Origin of the sequence: Pseudanabaena sp. lw0831 (genome assembly GCF_016584665.1) — a bacterium.
Taxonomy (GTDB): Bacteria; Cyanobacteriota; Cyanobacteriia; order Pseudanabaenales; family Pseudanabaenaceae; genus Pseudanabaena.
Window position 1 is genome coordinate 1 of record NZ_BBJB01000037.1, and the last position, 18,344, is coordinate 18,344.

21 protein-coding genes are annotated in these 18,344 nt (G+C 43.4%); 11 read left to right on the forward strand and 10 right to left on the reverse strand.

Annotation, left to right across the window (positions count from 1 at the left end):
* Positions 1-261: IS1 family transposase (locus tag APA_RS06590; RefSeq protein ID WP_201321509.1), on the forward strand; the 261-nt coding region annotated here is incomplete at its 5' end.
* A 274-nt stretch (positions 262-535) separates the two neighbouring features.
* Here the strand turns inward: APA_RS06590 and APA_RS06595 are convergent.
* From APA_RS06595 to APA_RS06615, 5 genes are all read right to left on the reverse strand, one after another.
* Positions 536-754, reverse strand: a complete 219-nt coding sequence (locus APA_RS06595; RefSeq protein ID WP_201321510.1) for a hypothetical protein — start codon at positions 752-754, stop codon at positions 536-538.
* Between the two features lie 143 nt (positions 755-897).
* A complete protein-coding gene (locus APA_RS06600; RefSeq protein WP_201321511.1) occupies positions 898-1,479 on the reverse strand; it encodes a CHAT domain-containing protein in 582 nt (193 codons plus the stop codon).
* A gap of 41 nt (positions 1,480-1,520) precedes the next feature.
* Positions 1,521-2,087 carry a hypothetical protein gene (locus APA_RS06605; RefSeq protein ID WP_201321512.1) on the reverse strand — a complete coding sequence of 189 codons (567 nt, stop codon included), beginning with the start codon at positions 2,085-2,087 and terminating at the stop codon, positions 1,521-1,523.
* Positions 2,088-2,269: 182 nt separating this feature from the next.
* Complete coding sequence (locus APA_RS06610) at positions 2,270-3,352, reverse strand: NmrA family NAD(P)-binding protein (RefSeq protein WP_201321513.1); 1,083 nt, start codon at positions 3,350-3,352, stop codon at positions 2,270-2,272.
* A 94-nt stretch (positions 3,353-3,446) separates the two neighbouring features.
* Positions 3,447-4,298 carry a MerR family transcriptional regulator gene (locus tag APA_RS06615; RefSeq protein ID WP_201321514.1) on the reverse strand — a complete coding sequence of 284 codons (852 nt, stop codon included), beginning with the start codon at positions 4,296-4,298 and terminating at the stop codon, positions 3,447-3,449.
* Positions 4,299-4,860: 562 nt separating this feature from the next.
* Between APA_RS06615 and APA_RS06620 the strand changes: the two genes are divergently transcribed.
* Together APA_RS06620 and APA_RS06625 are read left to right on the forward strand one after the other, a co-directional pair.
* The gene (locus tag APA_RS06620) at positions 4,861-5,112 is read left to right on the forward strand and encodes a type II toxin-antitoxin system HicB family antitoxin (protein WP_236579429.1); all 252 of its coding nucleotides are present in this window, start codon (positions 4,861-4,863) and stop codon (positions 5,110-5,112) included.
* Positions 5,099-5,338, forward strand: coding sequence for a type II toxin-antitoxin system HicA family toxin (locus tag APA_RS06625; protein ID WP_201321515.1), 240 nt, complete (start codon positions 5,099-5,101; stop codon positions 5,336-5,338). The genes APA_RS06620 and APA_RS06625 overlap by 14 nt, the downstream gene beginning before the upstream one ends.
* A 70-nt stretch (positions 5,339-5,408) precedes the next feature.
* Here the strand turns inward: APA_RS06625 and APA_RS06630 are convergent, their stop codons facing one another.
* A complete protein-coding gene (locus tag APA_RS06630) occupies positions 5,409-6,494 on the reverse strand; it encodes an Mrp/NBP35 family ATP-binding protein (protein ID WP_201321516.1) in 1,086 nt (361 codons plus the stop codon).
* Between the two features lie 182 nt (positions 6,495-6,676).
* Here APA_RS06630 and APA_RS06635 point away from each other — a divergent pair, with 182 nt between their 5' ends.
* On the forward strand, positions 6,677-7,000 hold the full coding sequence (locus tag APA_RS06635) for an STAS domain-containing protein (RefSeq protein WP_201321517.1): 324 nt from the start codon (positions 6,677-6,679) through the stop codon (positions 6,998-7,000).
* Between the two features lie 147 nt (positions 7,001-7,147).
* Here the strand turns inward: APA_RS06635 and APA_RS06640 are convergent, their stop codons facing one another.
* The gene (locus APA_RS06640) at positions 7,148-8,302 is read right to left on the reverse strand and encodes a PP2C family protein-serine/threonine phosphatase (RefSeq protein WP_201321518.1); all 1,155 of its coding nucleotides are present in this window, start codon (positions 8,300-8,302) and stop codon (positions 7,148-7,150) included.
* Between the two features lie 34 nt (positions 8,303-8,336).
* A complete protein-coding gene (psbP, locus tag APA_RS06645) occupies positions 8,337-8,885 on the reverse strand; it encodes a photosystem II reaction center PsbP (RefSeq protein WP_201321519.1) in 549 nt (182 codons plus the stop codon).
* A gap of 354 nt (positions 8,886-9,239) precedes the next feature.
* On the opposite strand from psbP, the gene APA_RS06650 reads away from it, so the two are divergent.
* The 4 genes from APA_RS06650 (at position 9,240) to APA_RS06665 (ending at position 12,653) form a co-directional block, all read left to right on the forward strand.
* A complete protein-coding gene (locus tag APA_RS06650; protein WP_201321520.1) occupies positions 9,240-9,458 on the forward strand; it encodes a hypothetical protein in 219 nt (72 codons plus the stop codon).
* Positions 9,459-9,533: 75 nt separating this feature from the next.
* A complete protein-coding gene (locus APA_RS06655; RefSeq protein ID WP_201321521.1) occupies positions 9,534-9,986 on the forward strand; it encodes a DUF29 domain-containing protein in 453 nt (150 codons plus the stop codon).
* 114 nt (positions 9,987-10,100) lie between these two features.
* Positions 10,101-12,149, forward strand: coding sequence for an endonuclease MutS2 (locus tag APA_RS06660; RefSeq protein WP_201321522.1), 2,049 nt, complete (start codon positions 10,101-10,103; stop codon positions 12,147-12,149).
* A 48-nt stretch (positions 12,150-12,197) separates the two neighbouring features.
* On the forward strand, positions 12,198-12,653 hold the full coding sequence (locus APA_RS06665) for a nitrate reductase associated protein (RefSeq protein WP_201321523.1): 456 nt from the start codon (positions 12,198-12,200) through the stop codon (positions 12,651-12,653).
* 30 nt (positions 12,654-12,683) lie between these two features.
* Here the strand turns inward: APA_RS06665 and APA_RS06670 are convergent, their stop codons facing one another.
* Entirely contained in the window at positions 12,684-13,361 is a 678-nt protein-coding gene (locus APA_RS06670) for a response regulator transcription factor (protein ID WP_142655597.1), read from the reverse strand.
* A gap of 422 nt (positions 13,362-13,783) precedes the next feature.
* On the opposite strand from APA_RS06670, the gene hemL reads away from it, so the two are divergent.
* A complete protein-coding gene (gene hemL, locus APA_RS06675; RefSeq protein ID WP_236579430.1) occupies positions 13,784-15,094 on the forward strand; it encodes a glutamate-1-semialdehyde 2,1-aminomutase in 1,311 nt (436 codons plus the stop codon).
* A 180-nt stretch (positions 15,095-15,274) separates the two neighbouring features.
* Positions 15,275-15,901, forward strand: coding sequence for a hypothetical protein (locus APA_RS06680; protein WP_201321524.1), 627 nt, complete (start codon positions 15,275-15,277; stop codon positions 15,899-15,901).
* Positions 15,902-15,921: 20 nt separating this feature from the next.
* Here APA_RS06680 and APA_RS06685 read toward each other — a convergent pair whose 3' ends face one another.
* Entirely contained in the window at positions 15,922-16,173 is a 252-nt protein-coding gene (locus APA_RS06685; RefSeq protein ID WP_201321525.1) for a hypothetical protein, read from the reverse strand.
* A 232-nt stretch (positions 16,174-16,405) separates the two neighbouring features.
* On the opposite strand from APA_RS06685, the gene ftsH reads away from it, so the two are divergent.
* Complete coding sequence (gene ftsH, locus APA_RS06690; protein ID WP_201321526.1) at positions 16,406-18,292, forward strand: ATP-dependent zinc metalloprotease FtsH; 1,887 nt, start codon at positions 16,406-16,408, stop codon at positions 18,290-18,292.
* Positions 18,293-18,344 lie beyond the last annotated feature (52 nt).

Genomic DNA, 18,344 nt, shown 5'->3' on the forward strand with positions numbered 1-18,344 from the left:
ACATTGATTAAGGTGTGGCAATGCTATTTCTGGGTTACTGATGGCTACTGTGTCTACAAAATGTTTATCAACTCGGAGGATCAAATTATCAGCAAAACCTATATGACTAGAGTTGAGGGTGAAAATACTAGACTGAGACATTATTTAGCCAGATTGCACAGAAAAACTTTATGCTATTCAAAATCGGAAGAAATGTTGAGGTATTCAATTCGTCTGTTAATTCACTATCTTAAGTACAAATCGATTCCTTCATTTTCTTGATTCATCTTTCATTTGTGCAACGCCTAATCCTTCAGTATCGAACTGTTTCAGTACTTCCCCACTTGCAATCGTTCCCGCTTCGTTTAACACTGATTGTATTCTCGTTTCCGTTTCTAAGAATGAATTACTTAGCGGTATTGTGATTTGTATTGTCACAAATTTCTCATTGCTTTCTATGATTGATGTATTTATTCATTAATCTTTCTGCTTTGTTTTGATTATATCCTGTAAACTTATCACTATTCTTTCGTTACATCAAATTCTAGTCACACCCTCAAACAATCCAAATTTGAGCATCTGGGTGACGGGCTTCGAGCCTATTGCAAGCAGCTATTTCACGAGCATCAACTTCAAAGTCTCCAGTTTCAATGTCAATTGCTACGATTTTGCCTTGATTACCAAATTCCACTTGCGGACGTATTTGATTTTGGTAAATGAGATCGCCTCGTTGGGCGAACTCTTCTTTGCTATAACGGGGGTGATGGAATGCCATGATTATGAATTTCCCTCGATCATTGCCTTGTCTAGCATTATAGCTGACCAGAAATAGCTGTGAATAGATTACTTAATATCAAAATAAAAATAAGGTGCGTTACATTTCATTAACGCACCCTACAAGATCAGCGATCGCACTATTCAACGTTGCCTATATCTCTTGTGCAGAGTGTAGGTATCAACTGTTCTGGAATACTTTGTAATTGAATCTCTACATCCAAATTTGTAAGCTTTTTCAATTGCTTGACCTGCTCCCAAAGCTTTGTAAAAACCAACTGCAAATGCTATTGCAGCTTTATCTCCGATAGCCTTATTCATACCAACGACAAATGGAATGTGTTCCGCTATTGCTTTAGCCTGACGCTCTGAGTAACAAGCATTTAGAACTACACACTTAACCTGCCCCTTCATTAATTTAAATAGATCTGCCAATGCACTAGGTTGTACTGGTTGAGTTGTCCCTAATAAACTCTCAAAACATAGTTCACCCGCCTCAGTTCCATGTCCAGAGAAATGAATGATTTGAGGCTCAACATCAAATATAGCTTGAGTAATATCTTCGGGTCGAATGGATTCTCTTGATTCTAAAGTAAATCTATCTCGTTGCTTTGCTAATTGTAATCTCTCCCGAATATCTCGCAACTCCTGTCCTAGTCTCAGACGAGAAGCATCTGACGGATCAGCCGATAAGAATAGAATTTTTACTGGAATATTGCTATTCATTCTAAGTTGCTGTCTAAGGCGATACTCAGTTCTATCTGCATCTACTTGCTGATAACGTCTTGTGCAGGATTGGGCAAGACGTTATCAGCAATATCTGGTCTTTCCCACTCAATGATATTTCCACTGTCGGCATATTCATTAAGAGTTTGGCTAGCTGTCTGAAGTAAGTTACGCATCTTCAGTAAGTTCTGTGCAGCATCTTCTAATAAAGGCCAAGAGCGCTCCGTGTGCGCCCACCCAGGTTCCCAACCTCCATACATATCCATGAATCGTATGTATTCAGTTTCATATTCTTCTAGATAACTCAGAATAACTTCGATCATGAAGTCCAAAGCTGCTTTTACATCATTTGGACCTCTTACATGCAGTTTTGAACTTGCTTCAGATAGAGAGTCTCGTAATTCTCTGAGGGATTGGAAAACGCATCTCCATAACTCATTGTCAATTCGAGCATGAAGTACATTCTTCCTTCGCAAGATAGCAATTACTTGTGCAACATCCCGTCTAGTCTGGTCTGAGTTCTCCAAACTAATCGGAATATGATTCACTTCAGTATCACTTGCTGTGAAAAAGGCACTAACTAATTGCTTAAACTTATTTCTTGACATAGTTCTTGACCAAAATTCAAGTATTAATCTATCCCCAAGAAGCAGGACACCCCAACTTATCCGTACTGCCAACAGTGGTCTAACGTTCGCAATCCCCGGACTCAGGTAAGTCCTGCTGACAACCAGCATACTTCAAAGTTCCGGTGCATTGCGTTTGTTATGCCTTGAGTGTTTTTCCATTCTTAAACTTTGCTATCGCTGAGAACTGCAACTTGGGGACTGTGTTCTGCACGCCAGCGATCGCTATCTAGGCAGAATTTAGGGTGAGTCGGCATGGGAAAACGCATACGGCGATCGTGGCGTTCCAAATCGTAGCCAGGGTAGAAAGGTATCATCAGGAAATTGACCAAGGCACGCAAACGATTGCTCAAGGTTGGTCTGGCAAAGGGCATAGCAAGGTAGCGCCGTACCGTCGTTTCAAAAGCTTCGGCGGGTGACCCCGTCAGTTCTAGAATCGCATCACTAGTGCCCCCATTCCATGAGAATGTTCCCATTTTGTGATCCTTAACGTAGTAACGCAATGAACTGATTAAGAAGGGATCTTCACCCTGCTGTTGAGCAACCTTGCAAAACAACCACATCGGCATCTCAATCGGCAAGATCTTCTTACCGAGAACCTTCTGCACGATCGCTGCCATGTCATATCCCGATAGAAGCTGAGATCCGCTGGGGCGATAACGTTTGCCAGCATGGCGTTCGGGGTCGAGAAGCACCGCCACAGCAACCCGAGCAATATCTTCATTGGAAACGGGGGCACTCAGACTTTTGCCCATCAAAATGGGAAAGAAGCCGAGCATCACTGCGAAGTCCACCACGCGCAGATAATTATCGGCAAACATCCCTGAATTTAGAATCGTATGTGCCACGCTAGGAATGTTCGCAAAAATCTGATCTACTAGCCATGTCTGGCGGGTGAGCAGCGAAGGATGAGACGGGTTAGAGGTCCATTGGCTCATTTGCACAATTGCCTCCAGTTTTGCCTCCCGCGCAGCAACGGCAAAGGCAGCAGCACTTTGGATCATGTAAGGATGGTAGATCGGCAGATAGTAAGCGCGCTGAGTCCCCTGAAGTGCCAGCGTTAGTTGCTCTGGGTCAAATAAATCGGCTACGGCAATCTCAGCCCCCATCCGATGAAGTTGTTCGCTTCTCTTGTCTTGTGATCGCACAAGTGCCCGAACAGCATAGCCTTTGGCTAACAGTTGTGTTACGACAGCACCGCCAGTTTTACCCGTTGCACCTGTAACAAGGATCGTTGGGTTTTTCATATTGATTCTCTGTGGCTTTAATTAAGTTGCATATACTTGATTTCTGCCTCAATCTGAGGATATGCACAGGTTAGGGGTTGCCGTTACGTCAAAGTCAAGCCCACAATTTGCTACTGATTTTGCTGATGGGAAATTGAATTTCAAACACGGCTTCTTTCGTTTTTTCGGGTTCTGGCAGTTGCAATAGAATTTCTCTCCCTGTCCCAACGATCTGCCAATCATGCTGTTCAATCCAGACCCCAAGCGCACCATACGTCTGATGGGTGTCAGCCACTCGCCCTACATGAACAAGCGTTGCCATTGTCTCAATCTCAGACAATTCGCGTAGGGTTAGCACCCGTTCCTCAGACAGCCTGACCGACTCTAGGGCTTTTCCCGTGATTAAGTAGCCGATTTCCAGGTCGAGCGCTTCGGGATCGTACACCGGGGAATGCATGACAACAGCCATATGACCAAGGCTACTTTGTCCTACCTTGGACGGTAAAAAGCCATTGATTTTCTGCACAAGGCGTTTTACCGCATCAATGTCGGGTAGAACTTCGCGAAGTGCCAGAAATTGCTGGGCTGGAAAGGATTTCAGGATAACGTTGGGTTCCTGGATCTGTCCATGCACTTCGATCTGCTGTAGTCTCGTTTCTACTAGACGCAGCCGCGCCAGTTCTTCCTGAACCGATTGCTCAATCTGAGCTTTACGAATGCTCAACATGCTTCGGATTAAATCTGTGGAGGTGTCTCGATCGGGCAGTTGAGCGATCTGTTCCAGCGATAAACCGAGTTCTTTCAGCACCAAAATACGATTGAGCTGGGGTAGTTGTTGCGCACTGTAAAAGCGGTAGCCTGTTTGCTGGTCAGTAAACTCAGGACTAAGGATTCCGATCTCATCGTAGTAACGCAGCAGACGACCCGAAACTTGGGCGATTTTAGAAAATTCGCCGATTCTAAACATATCTGTTTCTCCTGGTCAAACTGTCAAGAGTCTACAGTTTGACGTTACGGCAATGTCGAGAAATTTACCTTGGACTCATCGGTTCGGCAGAACTATGTATTAGACGGCAAAATTCCGCCTAATCTGACTGGGCATATAGGCTGAAAGTCAAGTTTCAGCCTATATGCCCTACAAGGGATGTTATACAGAAAGTTTCTGCCTAAGATCCCATTTTGGGGTGATTAGGCAGAAACTTTCTGCCTAATCATCTAAATCGGTGTACTAGACGGAAACATTTATGTATTATTTAGCTGTATAAACCTGATCCGTTTATACGAAAATATGCAGGTTGAGACGCAACCTCGCAAACTTTTAGATCGTGTACGAGACTAAGCTAGAGAAATGATTTTACTCTTGGACTTTAGTCGCGATCGCCTTAGCAATCTCGCGTAAAGCCTGAGCCGAAGCAGGCTCAGGATGACCTAACACAATTGGTACACCGCCTCTTCATGTCACAACCAAATAGCGATCGCGTTAAAATATAAATGATAGAAAAATTGCGTTAATCATTCGCGACACGTAGATGAAAAGCCACATTAAACTTCAGCAAAATATTAAGTCATTTATTCGGTCAAACATAGAAGGTGGATATGTTGCCGAATGCTTGGAAATATCAGTAGTCACACAGGGAAACACCCTAGATGAAGTTGTCGAAAATCTTATAGAAGCGGTTGGATTACACCTAGAAGGCGAAAATCCTGAAGACTTCGGTTTGGTTGCCAACCCATCAATTTTTGTCACCTTTGAGCTACAACCAGAATATGTCAAAGCTTAAATCCCTCTCTAGTGCAGATGCGATCGCCATTTTCAAAAAATTTGGTTTTGACATGCATAGTCAGAAAGGGAGTCACATTAAGTTGCGCCGCATCACTCCGCTTGGCAAAGAAACCCTAACTATTCCTAACCACCGTGAATTAGCCACAGGAACTTGTCAATCAATCTTTCGACAAGCTACCCGCTATATTCTCGAATCAGAACTGTTTCCTTACTTTTATGAGTAAATCACCCTGAGTTTAGGTTGATTTACTCGTAAAAGTTAACCTCTAATCTGAAATTACCCCGAACTAAATTTTAGTTGTCTTGTTCTTGGACTTTAGCCGCGATCGCCTTAGCAATTTCTCGTAAAGCCTTAGCAGAAGCTGAGTCAGGATGACCTAACACAATAGGTACACCGCGATCGCCACCTTCGCGCAGACTAATTTCGAGCGGCACACAACCAAGCAAATCCACACCAAGCTCATCAGAAGTCTTCTTACCACCGCCAGAGCCGAAAATATCGTATTGCTTATCAGGCATATCGGGCGGGATGAAATAACTCATGTTTTCGACAATGCCCAAAACAGGGATACCCATATTTTGGAACATCTTCAAGCCTTTGCGCGAATCCAAAAGTGAAACCGTTTGCGGAGTAGTTACGATTACAGCCCCTGCTAATGGCACTGACTGCGTGAGTGTCAACTGAGCATCACCTGTCCCTGGAGGCATATCCACAATCAAATAATCTAACTCGCCCCAATTTGCTTGATACAGAAACTGACGGATTACACCATTCAGCATGGGACCGCGCCACACCACAGGCTGATCTTTCGCAATTAAAAATGCCATGGAGATCATTTTTACGCCGTAGTTAAATGCTGGCTCGACCACATCAGCACCATTTTCAGCCTTGACCACCTTTACTTGCGCCGACTCCATCCCCAACATTACAGGTACATTTGGTCCGTAGATATCGGCATCAAGAATGCCAACTTTTGCGCCCATATCCGCAAGAGCAACAGCGACATTTACCGCCACTGAAGTTTTACCCACACCTCCTTTTCCGCTGGAAATTGCAAGGACATATTTAACGCCTTCAATACCTTTTAATAAACTTGTGGGAGCCTCTGGTGTAGCGATCGCAGGACTATTGGCGATTACCTTTACCCAAACATCACTGACGGAGGCGATCGCCTTAATCGCCGTTTTACATTCTTGGATTAAAGGATCGCGGTTAGGACTATTTGGATCATTTAGTAATAACGTGAAACTGATCACCCCATTGGACTTGATGGCGATATCACGCACCATATCCAGCTCGATAATACTTTCTTGGCGATCGGGATCGATAATAGGAGCTAGTGCATCCTCGATCGCTTGTAAATCAGGTAAATCAGCCATAGCTTTAGAGAATTTATAAATTAAAACAATTGCTTAGTAGTGTCTAGATTTCATTAAAGCCCAAATAAGAGCCAAAATATTCGATAAAGATTTATGCTTATGAAAGCGTCCCCTTAAAACTTGATAACTAATCAGTATTCCTGCAATTATTAAACTAAATCTTTAAGCCAAGAAAAAAATTCATGAGTAATCAAGTAAAAGTTATCCAGCCTTCAGGAAGATTAGATGTCACGACAGCGGCTGATTTTCGCCGCCAAGTCAATGACATTGCCTCAGTTCCAACTCCTCCCAAATATTTATTAGTTGATCTTCAGGAGATTACTTTTATGGATAGTTCTGGATTAGGAGCATTAGTCTCAGCTCTCAAGTCAATCCGGAATAGTAGTGGTGACATGGTGATTTGTGGGGCTAACGATCAAGTTCAAATGCTATTTGAACTTACTAGCATGACCAAGATTTTTAAAATCTACCCGACAGTTGACGAGTTTAATGCAACCTTGAATTGATTTTACAGCAATGTGCTTTCAAACCCGCCACAAATAAGAATATAAAACCCATTGCGGGTCTTTGCCCTGCGCCCCTTCTTGTGGAGGGGGTGACTGAACAATGCTGTAAAAAATTAGAGAGGGACGCTTGCATCCCTCTCTAATTTTTTAAATATGAAATTCGATTTCTAGTAGTGATAAATCATCTTCAAAAGGACGGTTATTGGCTGCGGCTTTGACGCAAGTTAATATATGCTCAATCCGTGAACTGCGATCGCTAGAAGTTCTAATAAATGTATCAATCAGCGCATTAAAACCCCAAATATTGTCATTCTCTTGGGGTATCTCGTAAACCCCATCACTAAATAGATACAGCCTACTACTAGTATCAATCTCACAAACTTGCTCATGGTAATTAATATCAGGCATCATCCCAATTGGCAGACCAGCAGTTTTGAGTAACTTAATCTTAGGGATTTCTTCATTGGAAATTAGAACAGCAGGAGGATGACCTCCACTTGCATAAACTAGCTCGTGGGTTTTCTTGTTATAAACGCCATACCAGATCGTGAAGTACATTTCATTATGTACAGACATTTGAAAAGTATTGTTGAGATCTCTTAATACTTCACTGGGTTTATAAAAATCAGTCGTGTTCTGAGATGTTCGACTCCGCCTCAAACTACGAGTACGCATCAGATTTAAAACAGATACAGATAAGAGTGCTGAGCCAACACCATGCCCAGACACATCTAGTAAGTAAAGAGCTAAGTGATCATCATCTAGCCAAAAATAGTCAAAACTATCTCCCCCAAGCTGTGTTGATGGCAAAAAGCTAGATTGGATAGAAACTTCACCTTCAAGAGGCTCAGGTAAAAGCGATCGCACATATTGCGAAGCCTGAGCTAACTCTTGTTCAATTAATCGTTTCTGACTTTGGATTTCCTCAGTTGCTTGATATAGCCTTAGCCCCGCTCTTACCCTTGCCCGTAACTCATTAATGCGTGGTGGCTTACCTAAAAAGTCATCTGCCCCCATTTCCAACCCTCTAACCAAGTCCCCCTCTTGATCTTTTGCGGTTAGCAAAATAAGGTAGATATTTGCTAGCTCAGGGTTGCTCTTAATCTGACGACATACCTCCAACCCATCAATAATGGGCATCATCCAGTCGCAAATAATTAAAGATGGATGAATTTCTTTAGCCTTAGCTAATCCTTCTTCCCCATCCTTAGCGACAATCACATCATAGCCTTGACTCTTTAGAAATCTCTGAAGAGTCATTCTGATCGTAGGATCATCATCAATGACGAGAATTTGAAGCATATAGATATTGCAGGCTAAAGATTTTTATTTGTTGCTATTCGCCAATGGTGAACGACTTGGCGACTCTAGCAAACAAATCTTTGACTTTATCCCAACGTTTCTCAGAGCTAGAAATACTGAGGGTATAAAGGTTACCACGATTTGTAGATACAGTTACGAGGTCATGGCGCGGTTCGCCTTGTAGACGCTGAACTGCATATTCAAAGACGTAATAATTGCGATCGCCAGATTCTCTCTGAGTAGCACTAAGCAGCTTTGCTTGACGACCAGAACCTTCTGGAGCGACAACACGTTGCTGTACACGCAATCCGATCGCTTCGGGTTCGCCAATTTCTTCAAGAGTTTTTACTGTTTCTAGCTTGCTAATGGCAACAGATACATTTTCTGAAGGCTCAATAATGTCGTGAAACAAAATATCGATCGCAGAATTACCTTTTGTTTCTGTCCAGCCATTAGGATATAAAAATCGATAGCCATCTTTACTATCTGAAAATGGCACGAGACCACTCGTAGGAGTATTAGCGCAACTGGTAAGGAATAGGGCAAATACCACAAGCAGGGTAGAAACGGCGCGTTTAAGCATGATTAAAGGAATTAAAGGAATTAAAGGAATTAAATAAAGAAAACAGCGAAAATCTTAACAAAAATATTGAAGTATCTTATCAAAAAGTAGCCAGAGCAACCTATTACTAACCACTGTATAAGACTTGCCAATACTAGAATACAGTACAGTCGCAACCTCTAGCGATTTCAGATCAAAGCCGAATGATTGTTAAGTATTGCATCAAAAGATTACGCTTCGTATCTAGACATATCTGCCAAGAACGCCTGTATGATAAGTTCTATATCGAAAGTTATAGAAATAACTTATCTAATGTCAATCAGACGAGAGATTAGTCTTTAAAAAATCATATCTAGTTTACATTCACATAATTAAATGAGAGGTAACGCGGTGACTAGCAATAAATCTGTAGCGCTCAAACAAATTGATGTTCAAGGCGATCTGAGCGACTACGTCGCACATTTACAGTTACATATGGCATTGCAAGCCCGTAACCTCGTCCCGAATTTAAGTGGCGATCGCAATCAAGATAGCCGTAGCAGAATGCTATCAAATACTCAAGCTGATTTTGAGAGATTAGCTTCTCGCTTGTAATTAAAAAAGGGGGCGCATCGCGCCCCCTTTTTTTTTGTTTGCTATGATTTAGCAACGTGAGCTATCAAATTCTTAATGTCACAAACAACAGCCCCACCATTAGCCCTCTATGAACGCGACCTAGATCTATGGTTAGAAACCGCGATCGCGCAATTGAAGGCTGGCGACTTTCACAACCTTGATATAGAGAATTTGATAGAGGAGTTAGAGGGGTTGTCAGGTAGTAACAAGCGTGAGATAGAGCATAGATTAGAGCGGTTAATCGAGCATCTTCTCAAACGATGCTATGTCAATATGCCTGAATGTTATCGAGGATGGTTGCTGACAATATTCGATCAACGGAGAGATATTAACAAGCTGATTCGGCAGTCTCCAAGTCTCAAACGTCACTTCTTAAAAATGTTTGATGATTGTTTTGAAACTTCTTTAAAGCGGATCAAGATTGAATATCCTGATCACCAATTCCCTGATATATGGCAGTTTGGGCGCGATATTGACACAATGCTAAATGTGGATTTTTGGGAATAGCGATCGCAATTTAGATGCTGACTATTCCTCATTTTTTTTGGCACAATAGAAAAGTATTATCAACGGTAGTACGGAAAGCGTACTACCGTTGTCAAAAAGCTATTTTGAGGTGTCATGCAAGCTGAGACGTTAGATCTGTTGGAATGGAATCGTTTATGTCAGCATTTATCAACATTTACAACGACGAAGCTGGGGGCGATCTCATCGGCGCATTTACCTATACCCGATCGCTATGAAGATACATTAGAGTTACTCACCCAAACTAAAGAAGCTTATGCACTGGAAGAGAGAAATGCAGGCGTATCTTTAGATGGGATTCAAAATATTACAGAAGCGGTATTTCGGGCTGAGAAACAGGGGATTTTGTCAGCTTTAGAGTTGTGGGCGATCGCGACGACTTTGGCAGGAGCGCGAAACCTCCGCCGTCAGCTAGATAACGCTGATTACTGTCCAAATTTACAGATACTAGCCAGTGAGTTGCGAACTTATCCTGATGTCGAGCAGGAAATATATCGCTGTGTGGATGAAGGCGGAAATGTTTTAGATCGAGCTTCAGTGCGTTTAGGGGAAATTCGCCATGAGTTAACCTCGGTACGCGATCAGATTATTACCAAGCTGCAAAATATTATGCAGCGTAATGCCAGCTCACTTCAGGAGCAGATAATTACGCAACGTAGCGATCGCTATGTACTGTCGGTAAAGTCGCCACAGCGAGATCGCGTGCCTGGGGTAATTCACGATACTTCCAGCACAGGCATGACTTTATTTGTAGAACCGAACTCGGTGGTGCAGTCTAATAACCGCTTGCGCCAACTGTTAAAAATGGAGCAAGCCCAGATCGAGATTATTTTGGCAGAACTGAGTGCCAAGATTACGGCGATCTGCGAAGATTTACAAAGATTGCTGATTATTGTTACAAAGATTGATCTGGCTGTGGCGCGGGCGCGTTATGGCTATTGGCTAGGAGCCAATCCACCGCATTTTTTGGAGGGTGAAGCGATCGTTTTGCGACAGTTACGGCATCCTTTACTGGTATGGCAACAGAAAAATGAAGAAGGGCGCGAAGTTGTGCCTGTGGATGTGTTGATTTCACCGCAGATTTCCGTCGTTGTGATTACTGGTCCTAATACAGGCGGTAAAACTGCGACGCTGAAAACTTTTGGCTTGGCGGCTTTAATGGCAAAAGCGGGAATGTTCATTCCTGCTAAAGAACCTGTGGAAATGCCTTGGTTTGATCTTGTACTTGCCGATATTGGCGATGAGCAGTCATTACAGCAAAATCTATCTACTTTTTCGGGACATATTCGCCGTATTGGTCGAATTTTAGACTCGCTTTCGTCCCAGTCTCTAGTTCTGCTCGATGAAGTTGGGGCTGGTACTGATCCATCTGAAGGCAGCGCGATCGCGACGGCTTTATTAGAATATCTTGGCGAACATACAAGACTAGCGATCGCTACTACTCACTTTGGCGAACTCAAAGCCCTGAAATACCAAAACCCAAAATTTGAGAATGCTTCCGTGGAATTCGACGACGCTTCCCTTGCACCCACCTATCGGCTTTTGTGGGGTATCCCTGGGCGTTCTAATGCCCTAGCGATCGCAGGTCGTTTAGGCTTGTCACAGGAAATTATCGAAGCAGCGCAAGTGCGTGTGGGCATTGGTTCTACAGAAATGAATGATGTCATCGCCGAATTGGAAGCCCACCGGCGCGAACAAACTCAAAAAACTGAAGCTGCTGCGAATTTACTCTCCGAAACCGAACGCTTGCATAATGAGATTTTGGATCGTGCCGAAAAAATGCGATCGCAAGCTAAAGAGTTGCGGGAACGTCAAGAGAAAGAAGTGAATGCAGCGATCGCCCAAGCCCAAAAGGAAGTTGGTCGCGTTATCCGCAAGTTGCAAAAAGGTGAACAACTAGGCGAACAAGTGGCTGCCGATGTGCAACGCACTGAGCAGAGAATTGGAGAACTAACTAAGCGTCATATACCTGCTGTCCCTGAAGAAAAAGTTGAGGTACAGTTAAAAATAGGCGATCGAGTGCGGATTCCCAAATTCGGCAAAATCGCACAAGTACTTACAGTTCCGAATAGTTCTGGCGAATTTTCAGTACGTCTGGGGACGATGAAACTAACTGTCAATATTACAGACACTGAAACGATTTAAATTAAAGGCGGCGTGAAGCGCCGCCTTTAATATTTGGATTTTAAAAATATGTTGCAATTTTTTGAGTTTGAAGCCGATTTTGTCGCTGCCTTGCGTTGTATCCCCATGCAAGTACGGTACAAACTAGACACATGCGGCATCAAACTCAAACTGCAACACTGGCATAGTTTTTCCACTATTCAACGCCAAAAACTGATTGATTTGCCTTGTGAGACTGACACAGAGATTCAAGATTATCGAGACAATTTGAGATCGCAAGTTTTTCAATATTTCAATACCTATCCGAGCGATTTGCTAATTGATCAAGAACCTGCATGGATGCAAATGGAAGTGATCCCTATCAGTGTGGTGCAGCAAGCACAGGAATTAAACTGTGCGATCGCGATCGCTCAATGGCAAGATCTCACCCCACTGCAACGTTTTGCCCTAATTAAGCTCAGTACATCCAGTCACGAAAACAATAATTTTTTGCCAGCTCTACAAGAATTTGGACTACTGCCATAAAAAAAGGAGTGCCAAGCACTCCTTTTCTCTTTATGAAAGTTGGCTTAAACGATAGCCAACACCGTGAATTGTCTCGATCAAATTGTGAGGGGCAGCAGCGCCCTTTAACTTGTTCCGCAGACTCTTGATCGTGGCATTGATCGTGTCCTCTCTAGGTGGATCTGTCAAAGACCAAACATGCTCCACAATCGTGATTCGCTTCAGAACTTGACGACCATGATGGAGTAGCAACTCTAGGATGTTGTATTCCTTAGGAGTCAAGTGCACAGATTGTCCTGCATAGGAAACCTCATGCATTCCTGGATCAAGTTGCAGTTCCCCCCAACGTAAAACAGTGGGTTCAGCAATTTGAGCGCGGCGTGATAAAGCCCGAATACGAGCCATTAACTCAGGCGGATCGATCGGCTTGACGAGGTAATCATCAGCACCAGCATCTAACCCCTGAACCTTGTCGGAACTCATATCGAGCGCAGTCACCATCAAAATCGGGATATTGTTGCCATGTGCGCGCAAGCGACGACATAGGTTAATGCCGTCAAGTTTTGGCAGCATGACATCTAGCAAGATCAGGTTGTAATCGTCAGCTTGAGATTTCTCCCAGCCTTCTTCCCCATCTCTCGCGATATCTACAACACAATGCTGACTAGTTAGCACTTCGGCTAAAGTGTCAGCTAAATTAGCATCATCTTCTACAAGGAGAATTCTCATTGGCTCGATCAAATCTCAGTTATTTAAGCTTGATAGGTGCTTATTTCTATGTTAACAGATACCTTTACAGGTTTATGAAGAATATGAACTTTATAAATCTCATTAACACGATTCACCCCTATCTATTTGCATCATATACGAAAGATCGAATGCTTTTTCAGAAATGCAAAAATTTTAAGTATTATTACGACAGAAAGATCTACAATCGCTTTTATTTAAGAAATTTTAAGCAAAAAGATCGTATGCAGCGCTTTGCGCTGAATAAAAAACCAGAGAAATTTTTGAAAGCGCCGCGAAGCGGCGCTTTCAAAAATTTCTCTGGACTACTGCAACTTTCTATCTGATTTCTGTGACGCTTGGATCGTTGCTGAGTTAAATTGATTCTATATAGACTCACAAACCCTAAAAATCTTTGTTAAAAAATGATTGCGAATTTATCTACCTTTAAAACAACAGCATCTCAAGAAATTTTTGCTAAAGCCAAGGAGCTAATGCCAGGCGGCGTAAGCTCTCCCGTTCGTGCATTCAAATCCGTTGGCGGTGAGCCAATCGTGTTTGATCGCGTAAGTGGCGCATACGCATGGGACATCGATGGCAACAAATACATCGACTATGTTGGCTCATGGGGCCCTGCGATCGTTGGACATTCCCATCCTGAGGTCATCGAAGCCTTACATAAAGCTCTTGAAAAAGGCACTAGCTTTGGTGCGCCATGCGTTCTTGAAAATACACTCGCCGAAATGGTAATCGAAGCCGTGCCAAGTGTGGAAATGGTTCGCTTCGTTAATTCTGGGACTGAAGCTTGTATGTCTGTATTGCGCTTGATGAGAGCTTTTACAGGACGTGACAAAATTATTAAGTTTGAAGGATGCTATCACGGGCACGCCGATATGTTTCTGGTCAAAGCAGGCTCTGGCGTAGCTACACTCGGCTTGCCAGACTCTCCTGGTGTGCCAAAGTCCACAACTGCGAATACGCTGAATGCGCCCTACAACGATCTTGAGGCAGTCAAAGCGCTATTTGAGGCAAATCCTAACGAAATCTCTGGGGTAATCATCGAGCCAGTAGTAGGTAATGCTGGTTGTATTGCACCTAAGGAAGGATTTTTGCAAGGATTGAAAGATCTTTGTCATGCCAATGGTGCGCTACTAGTATTTGATGAAGTTATGACAGGATTTCGCGTTTCCTATGGCGGTGCACAGGCTCGTTTCGGCGTTACACCAGATCTAACTACGATGGGCAAAGTCATCGGTGGTGGGTTGCCCGTAGGAGCCTATGGTGGGCGCAAAGATATTATGGCGATGGTTGCGCCTGCTGGTCCAATGTATCAGGCTGGAACATTATCTGGTAACCCTTTGGCGATGACCGCAGGCATTAAAACCATGGAAATACTCAAGCGTGATGGCTCTTACGAGTACCTTGAACAGATCACAAAGAAGCTTGCAGAAGGAATGTTGGCGATCGCCCATGAAACTGGACATGCGGCTACGGGTAACATTGTTGGAGCGATGTTTGGGATGTTTTTTACTAGTCAGCAAGTTTATGATTATGAAGATGCCAAGACCAGTGACACTGCCAAGTTTGCTAAATTCCACCGTGGAATGCTAGAGCATGGTGTCTATCTTGCACCTTCGCAATTTGAGGCTGGCTTCACATCACTTGCTCATACTGATGCTGATGTGGAAGCGACATTAGCCGCGACTCGTGCAGTATTGTCACAAATTGCCGTTTAAAATAATTTTGATGAGATGAGCAAAGCTCATCTCATCAAAAAAAGTTCATCTTGTAACAGCTTTCGCAAAAAGTCATTTACAATGTTGATTAGTTATTTCTAGGCTGATTCGCTTAAGCACATTTCGCAGACTAATCAGCTTAGAACATCAAGGCATTGAAATTTCTCCTACACAAACCCGATGCTGACAGAAAACTCAACTGCTAGTACTAAATCTAATAATGGCAATTACAACGGCTCACCTGCGCCTTTACCAAGAGCCGATTATTACATGAGCTTACACAAAGAGCTAGACCATCTTGAAGAAATGGTGCTGGAAAGTGGCCCTCGCGTGATGGGACATACCGTCATCGACGAAGAAAAGCTATGTCAGCAGATTGATCGCGTAAGGCTCTCTGTCCCTGAGTCGATCTCTAAAGCTGAAGAGATTCTCCTATACAAACATGACCTAGTTTCTGAGGCTCAACAATATGCTGAAGATTTAATTAAATCTGCTGAGCTAAGGGCAAGTCAGCTATTAGAAGAATCGGTGATTATTCGTCAAGCGGAGCAAGAGGCAAGTCAAATCCGTCGCGAACTGCAAGAAGAATGCGAACAAGTGCGATCGCAAACTCTCAATGAAGTCAATCAAATGCGCCGTCAAGCCCAAAAGGATCTTGACTTGTTGCATCAGAGAGTGACTGGCGAAGTCCAAGATATGCAACGGGGCGCGGATGAATATAGCGATCGCGTATTAGGCAATCTTGAGACGCAGCTAATTGACATGATCAAAATTGTCCAAAATGGGAGAAAAGAGTTACGTCTATAAAAACAAACTCTCAGATCAATCTATGGACGCTTTGTGCCTTTCTTGCCTGTATAGGGATTAACATTGCCAATAGTTGACCAGTTGTCTTTTTTTGTTTTATTGGCAGTAGTACGAAAATGTGGCTTGATGCTAGTCACATTTTTGTTTGGATATAACTTAACGGGTACATTTTTGGGGATTTTGTAACTAATTTTTTTGCGACCCGCCCAAGCGATATCAAGAAAAAATGTAGATGCAATCAAACTTGCAAGTGCAACTGTAATAATTTTCATAATAATTTTATTGAATGAATGTACAGACTGATTCTCTCATGTTAATCGTACAGAAATCAAAAAGCTCTTTAATTTTTCCAATCTATCTAAATATCTATCAAAAGAAAAACACCCCCGAATGGGGGTGTTTTTCTTTTGATAGATATTTGCGATTGCGCGATCCCATTGATTGAGGATCATGGTAAGTTAAGTTTAGTTAAGAAATTATTTTGAACATCAGGCTCTTTGCTATATGAAATCCTCTTGGAGAACTGCACTGCTGTGGTTACTGCCCATAGCGATAATAGGCTTTTTTGGATGGCAAACATTAGTTGCTCGTCCCGCCCCTAGCCGCCCCACTGTAAATGCGGCAAATACCCGAATCGCCTATGGAAGATTCCTTGAATATCTCGATGAACATCGGGTACGCAAGGTTGATATTTTTGATGGTGGTCGCACGGCGGTAATCGTAGCAAGTGATCCCCAAATTGATGGCAAAGAGCAACGCGCTAGAGTTGACCTGCCTCTATACGCTCCTGAGTTGATGGAAAAACTCAACGAAGGTGGCGTAGATCTTGCCATTTATCCTCCTAGCAACAATGGTGCAATCTCGGGCTTTATTAGTAATTTAATTTTCCCAGTTGCTCTAATCGCAGGTTTGTTTTTCTTATTCCGTCGTTCCAACCAAATGGGAGGACCTGGTCAAGCGATGGACTTTGGTAAGTCCAAGGCTCGTTTCGCGATGGATGCTCAGACTGGCGTAATGTTTGATGATGTCGCTGGTATCGAAGAAGCCAAAGAAGAGCTACAAGAAGTTGTGACTTTCTTGAAGAAACCAGAACGCTTTACTGCTGTTGGTGCAAAGATTCCGAAGGGTGTGTTGTTAATTGGTCCTCCTGGGACTGGCAAAACTTTGCTAGCTAAAGCGATCGCGGGGGAAGCTGGCGTTCCTTTCTTCTCAGTTTCTGGCTCAGAATTCGTTGAAATGTTCGTCGGTGTCGGTGCATCCCGCGTCCGAGACTTATTTAAAAAAGCCAAAGAAAATGCACCTTGTATCATCTTTATCGATGAAATTGATGCTGTCGGTCGTCAACGTGGCGCTGGTATCGGTGGTGGTAACGACGAACGCGAACAAACTCTCAACCAAATCCTCACAGAAATGGATGGGTTTGAAGGTAACTCAGGCGTAATCGTAATTGCGGCAACTAACCGTGCTGATGTGCTTGACTCGGCGCTATTACGACCAGGTCGTTTTGATCGCCAAATCGGTGTCGATCCACCTGACATCAAAGGTCGTTTACAAGTTCTTAATGTTCATGCTCGCGACAAAAAGATTAGTCCTGAAGTTTCTTTGGAAGCGATCGCCCGTCGTACCCCCGGATTTGCAGGTGCTGACCTCGCTAACTTACTCAATGAAGCAGCTATTCTCACTGCCCGTCGTCGTAAGGATGCGATGACGATGGCAGAAATTGATGATGCTGTCGATCGTGTTATCGCTGGTCTAGAAGGTAAGGCTTTAGTCGATAGCCGTAACAAGCGTTTGATCGCTTATCACGAAGTTGGTCATGCGATCGTCGGTACATTGCTCAAAGATCACGATCCAGTCCAAAAAGTTACTCTCATTCCTAGAGGTCAAGCGGCTGGTTTGACATGGTTTACTCCCGATGAAGAACAAACCTTAGTTTCTCGCGGCCAAATCCTCGCTCGAATCACGGCGGCTCTCGGTGGTCGTGCTGCTGAAGAAGCAGTATTTGGTGCTGCGGAAGTTACTACTGGTGCAGGTGGAGATTTGCAGCAGGTAGGCGGCATGGCGCGTCAGATGGTGACTCGTTACGGTATGTCGAGTATTGGACAGTTAGCTCTCGAAGGTCAAAGCTCTGAGGTGTTTCTCGGACGTAGCATGGGCGGCGGTTCTCAATATTCTGAAGATATTTCCGCAAAAATCGATCAGCAAGTTCGTGAAATTGTACAGAAGTGCTATCGATCTGCACTTCAGATTGTGTACGAAAATCGCGCAGCGATCGATCGCGTTGTCGATCTTCTAGTTGAGAATGAAACTCTCGATGGTGAAGAATTCCGTCGCATTGTTTCTGAATACACATCGCTTCCTGTAAAAGAACGCTTTGTACCTCAAATCTAAAATCCATTTCTAAAAAAAGTAGGGGCAGTTCATGAACTGCCCCTACTTTTTT

Excerpts from the sequence above, each read along its gene's own strand:
- APA_RS06595 (WP_201321510.1), bottom strand. The coding sequence starts at position 754 with ATGGCATTCCATCACCCCCGTTATAGCAAAGAAGAGTTCGCCCAACGA.
- APA_RS06600 (WP_201321511.1), bottom strand. The coding sequence starts at position 1,479 with ATGAATAGCAATATTCCAGTAAAAATTCTATTCTTATCGGCTGATCCG.
- APA_RS06605 (WP_201321512.1), bottom strand. The coding sequence starts at position 2,087 with ATGTCAAGAAATAAGTTTAAGCAATTAGTTAGTGCCTTTTTCACAGCA.
- APA_RS06610 (WP_201321513.1), bottom strand. The coding sequence starts at position 3,352 with ATGAAAAACCCAACGATCCTTGTTACAGGTGCAACGGGTAAAACTGGC.
- APA_RS06615 (WP_201321514.1), bottom strand. The coding sequence starts at position 4,298 with ATGTTTAGAATCGGCGAATTTTCTAAAATCGCCCAAGTTTCGGGTCGT.
- APA_RS06620 (WP_236579429.1), top strand. The coding sequence starts at position 4,861 with ATGAAAAGCCACATTAAACTTCAGCAAAATATTAAGTCATTTATTCGG.
- APA_RS06625 (WP_201321515.1), top strand. The coding sequence starts at position 5,099 with ATGTCAAAGCTTAAATCCCTCTCTAGTGCAGATGCGATCGCCATTTTC.
- APA_RS06630 (WP_201321516.1), bottom strand. The coding sequence starts at position 6,494 with ATGGCTGATTTACCTGATTTACAAGCGATCGAGGATGCACTAGCTCCT.
- APA_RS06635 (WP_201321517.1), top strand. The coding sequence starts at position 6,677 with ATGAGTAATCAAGTAAAAGTTATCCAGCCTTCAGGAAGATTAGATGTC.
- APA_RS06640 (WP_201321518.1), bottom strand. The coding sequence starts at position 8,302 with ATGCTTCAAATTCTCGTCATTGATGATGATCCTACGATCAGAATGACT.
- psbP (WP_201321519.1), bottom strand. The coding sequence starts at position 8,885 with ATGCTTAAACGCGCCGTTTCTACCCTGCTTGTGGTATTTGCCCTATTC.
- APA_RS06650 (WP_201321520.1), top strand. The coding sequence starts at position 9,240 with ATGAGAGGTAACGCGGTGACTAGCAATAAATCTGTAGCGCTCAAACAA.
- APA_RS06655 (WP_201321521.1), top strand. The coding sequence starts at position 9,534 with ATGTCACAAACAACAGCCCCACCATTAGCCCTCTATGAACGCGACCTA.
- APA_RS06660 (WP_201321522.1), top strand. The coding sequence starts at position 10,101 with ATGCAAGCTGAGACGTTAGATCTGTTGGAATGGAATCGTTTATGTCAG.
- APA_RS06665 (WP_201321523.1), top strand. The coding sequence starts at position 12,198 with ATGTTGCAATTTTTTGAGTTTGAAGCCGATTTTGTCGCTGCCTTGCGT.
- APA_RS06670 (WP_142655597.1), bottom strand. The coding sequence starts at position 13,361 with ATGAGAATTCTCCTTGTAGAAGATGATGCTAATTTAGCTGACACTTTA.
- hemL (WP_236579430.1), top strand. The coding sequence starts at position 13,784 with ATGATTGCGAATTTATCTACCTTTAAAACAACAGCATCTCAAGAAATT.
- APA_RS06680 (WP_201321524.1), top strand. The coding sequence starts at position 15,275 with ATGCTGACAGAAAACTCAACTGCTAGTACTAAATCTAATAATGGCAAT.
- APA_RS06685 (WP_201321525.1), bottom strand. The coding sequence starts at position 16,173 with ATGAAAATTATTACAGTTGCACTTGCAAGTTTGATTGCATCTACATTT.
- ftsH (WP_201321526.1), top strand. The coding sequence starts at position 16,406 with ATGAAATCCTCTTGGAGAACTGCACTGCTGTGGTTACTGCCCATAGCG.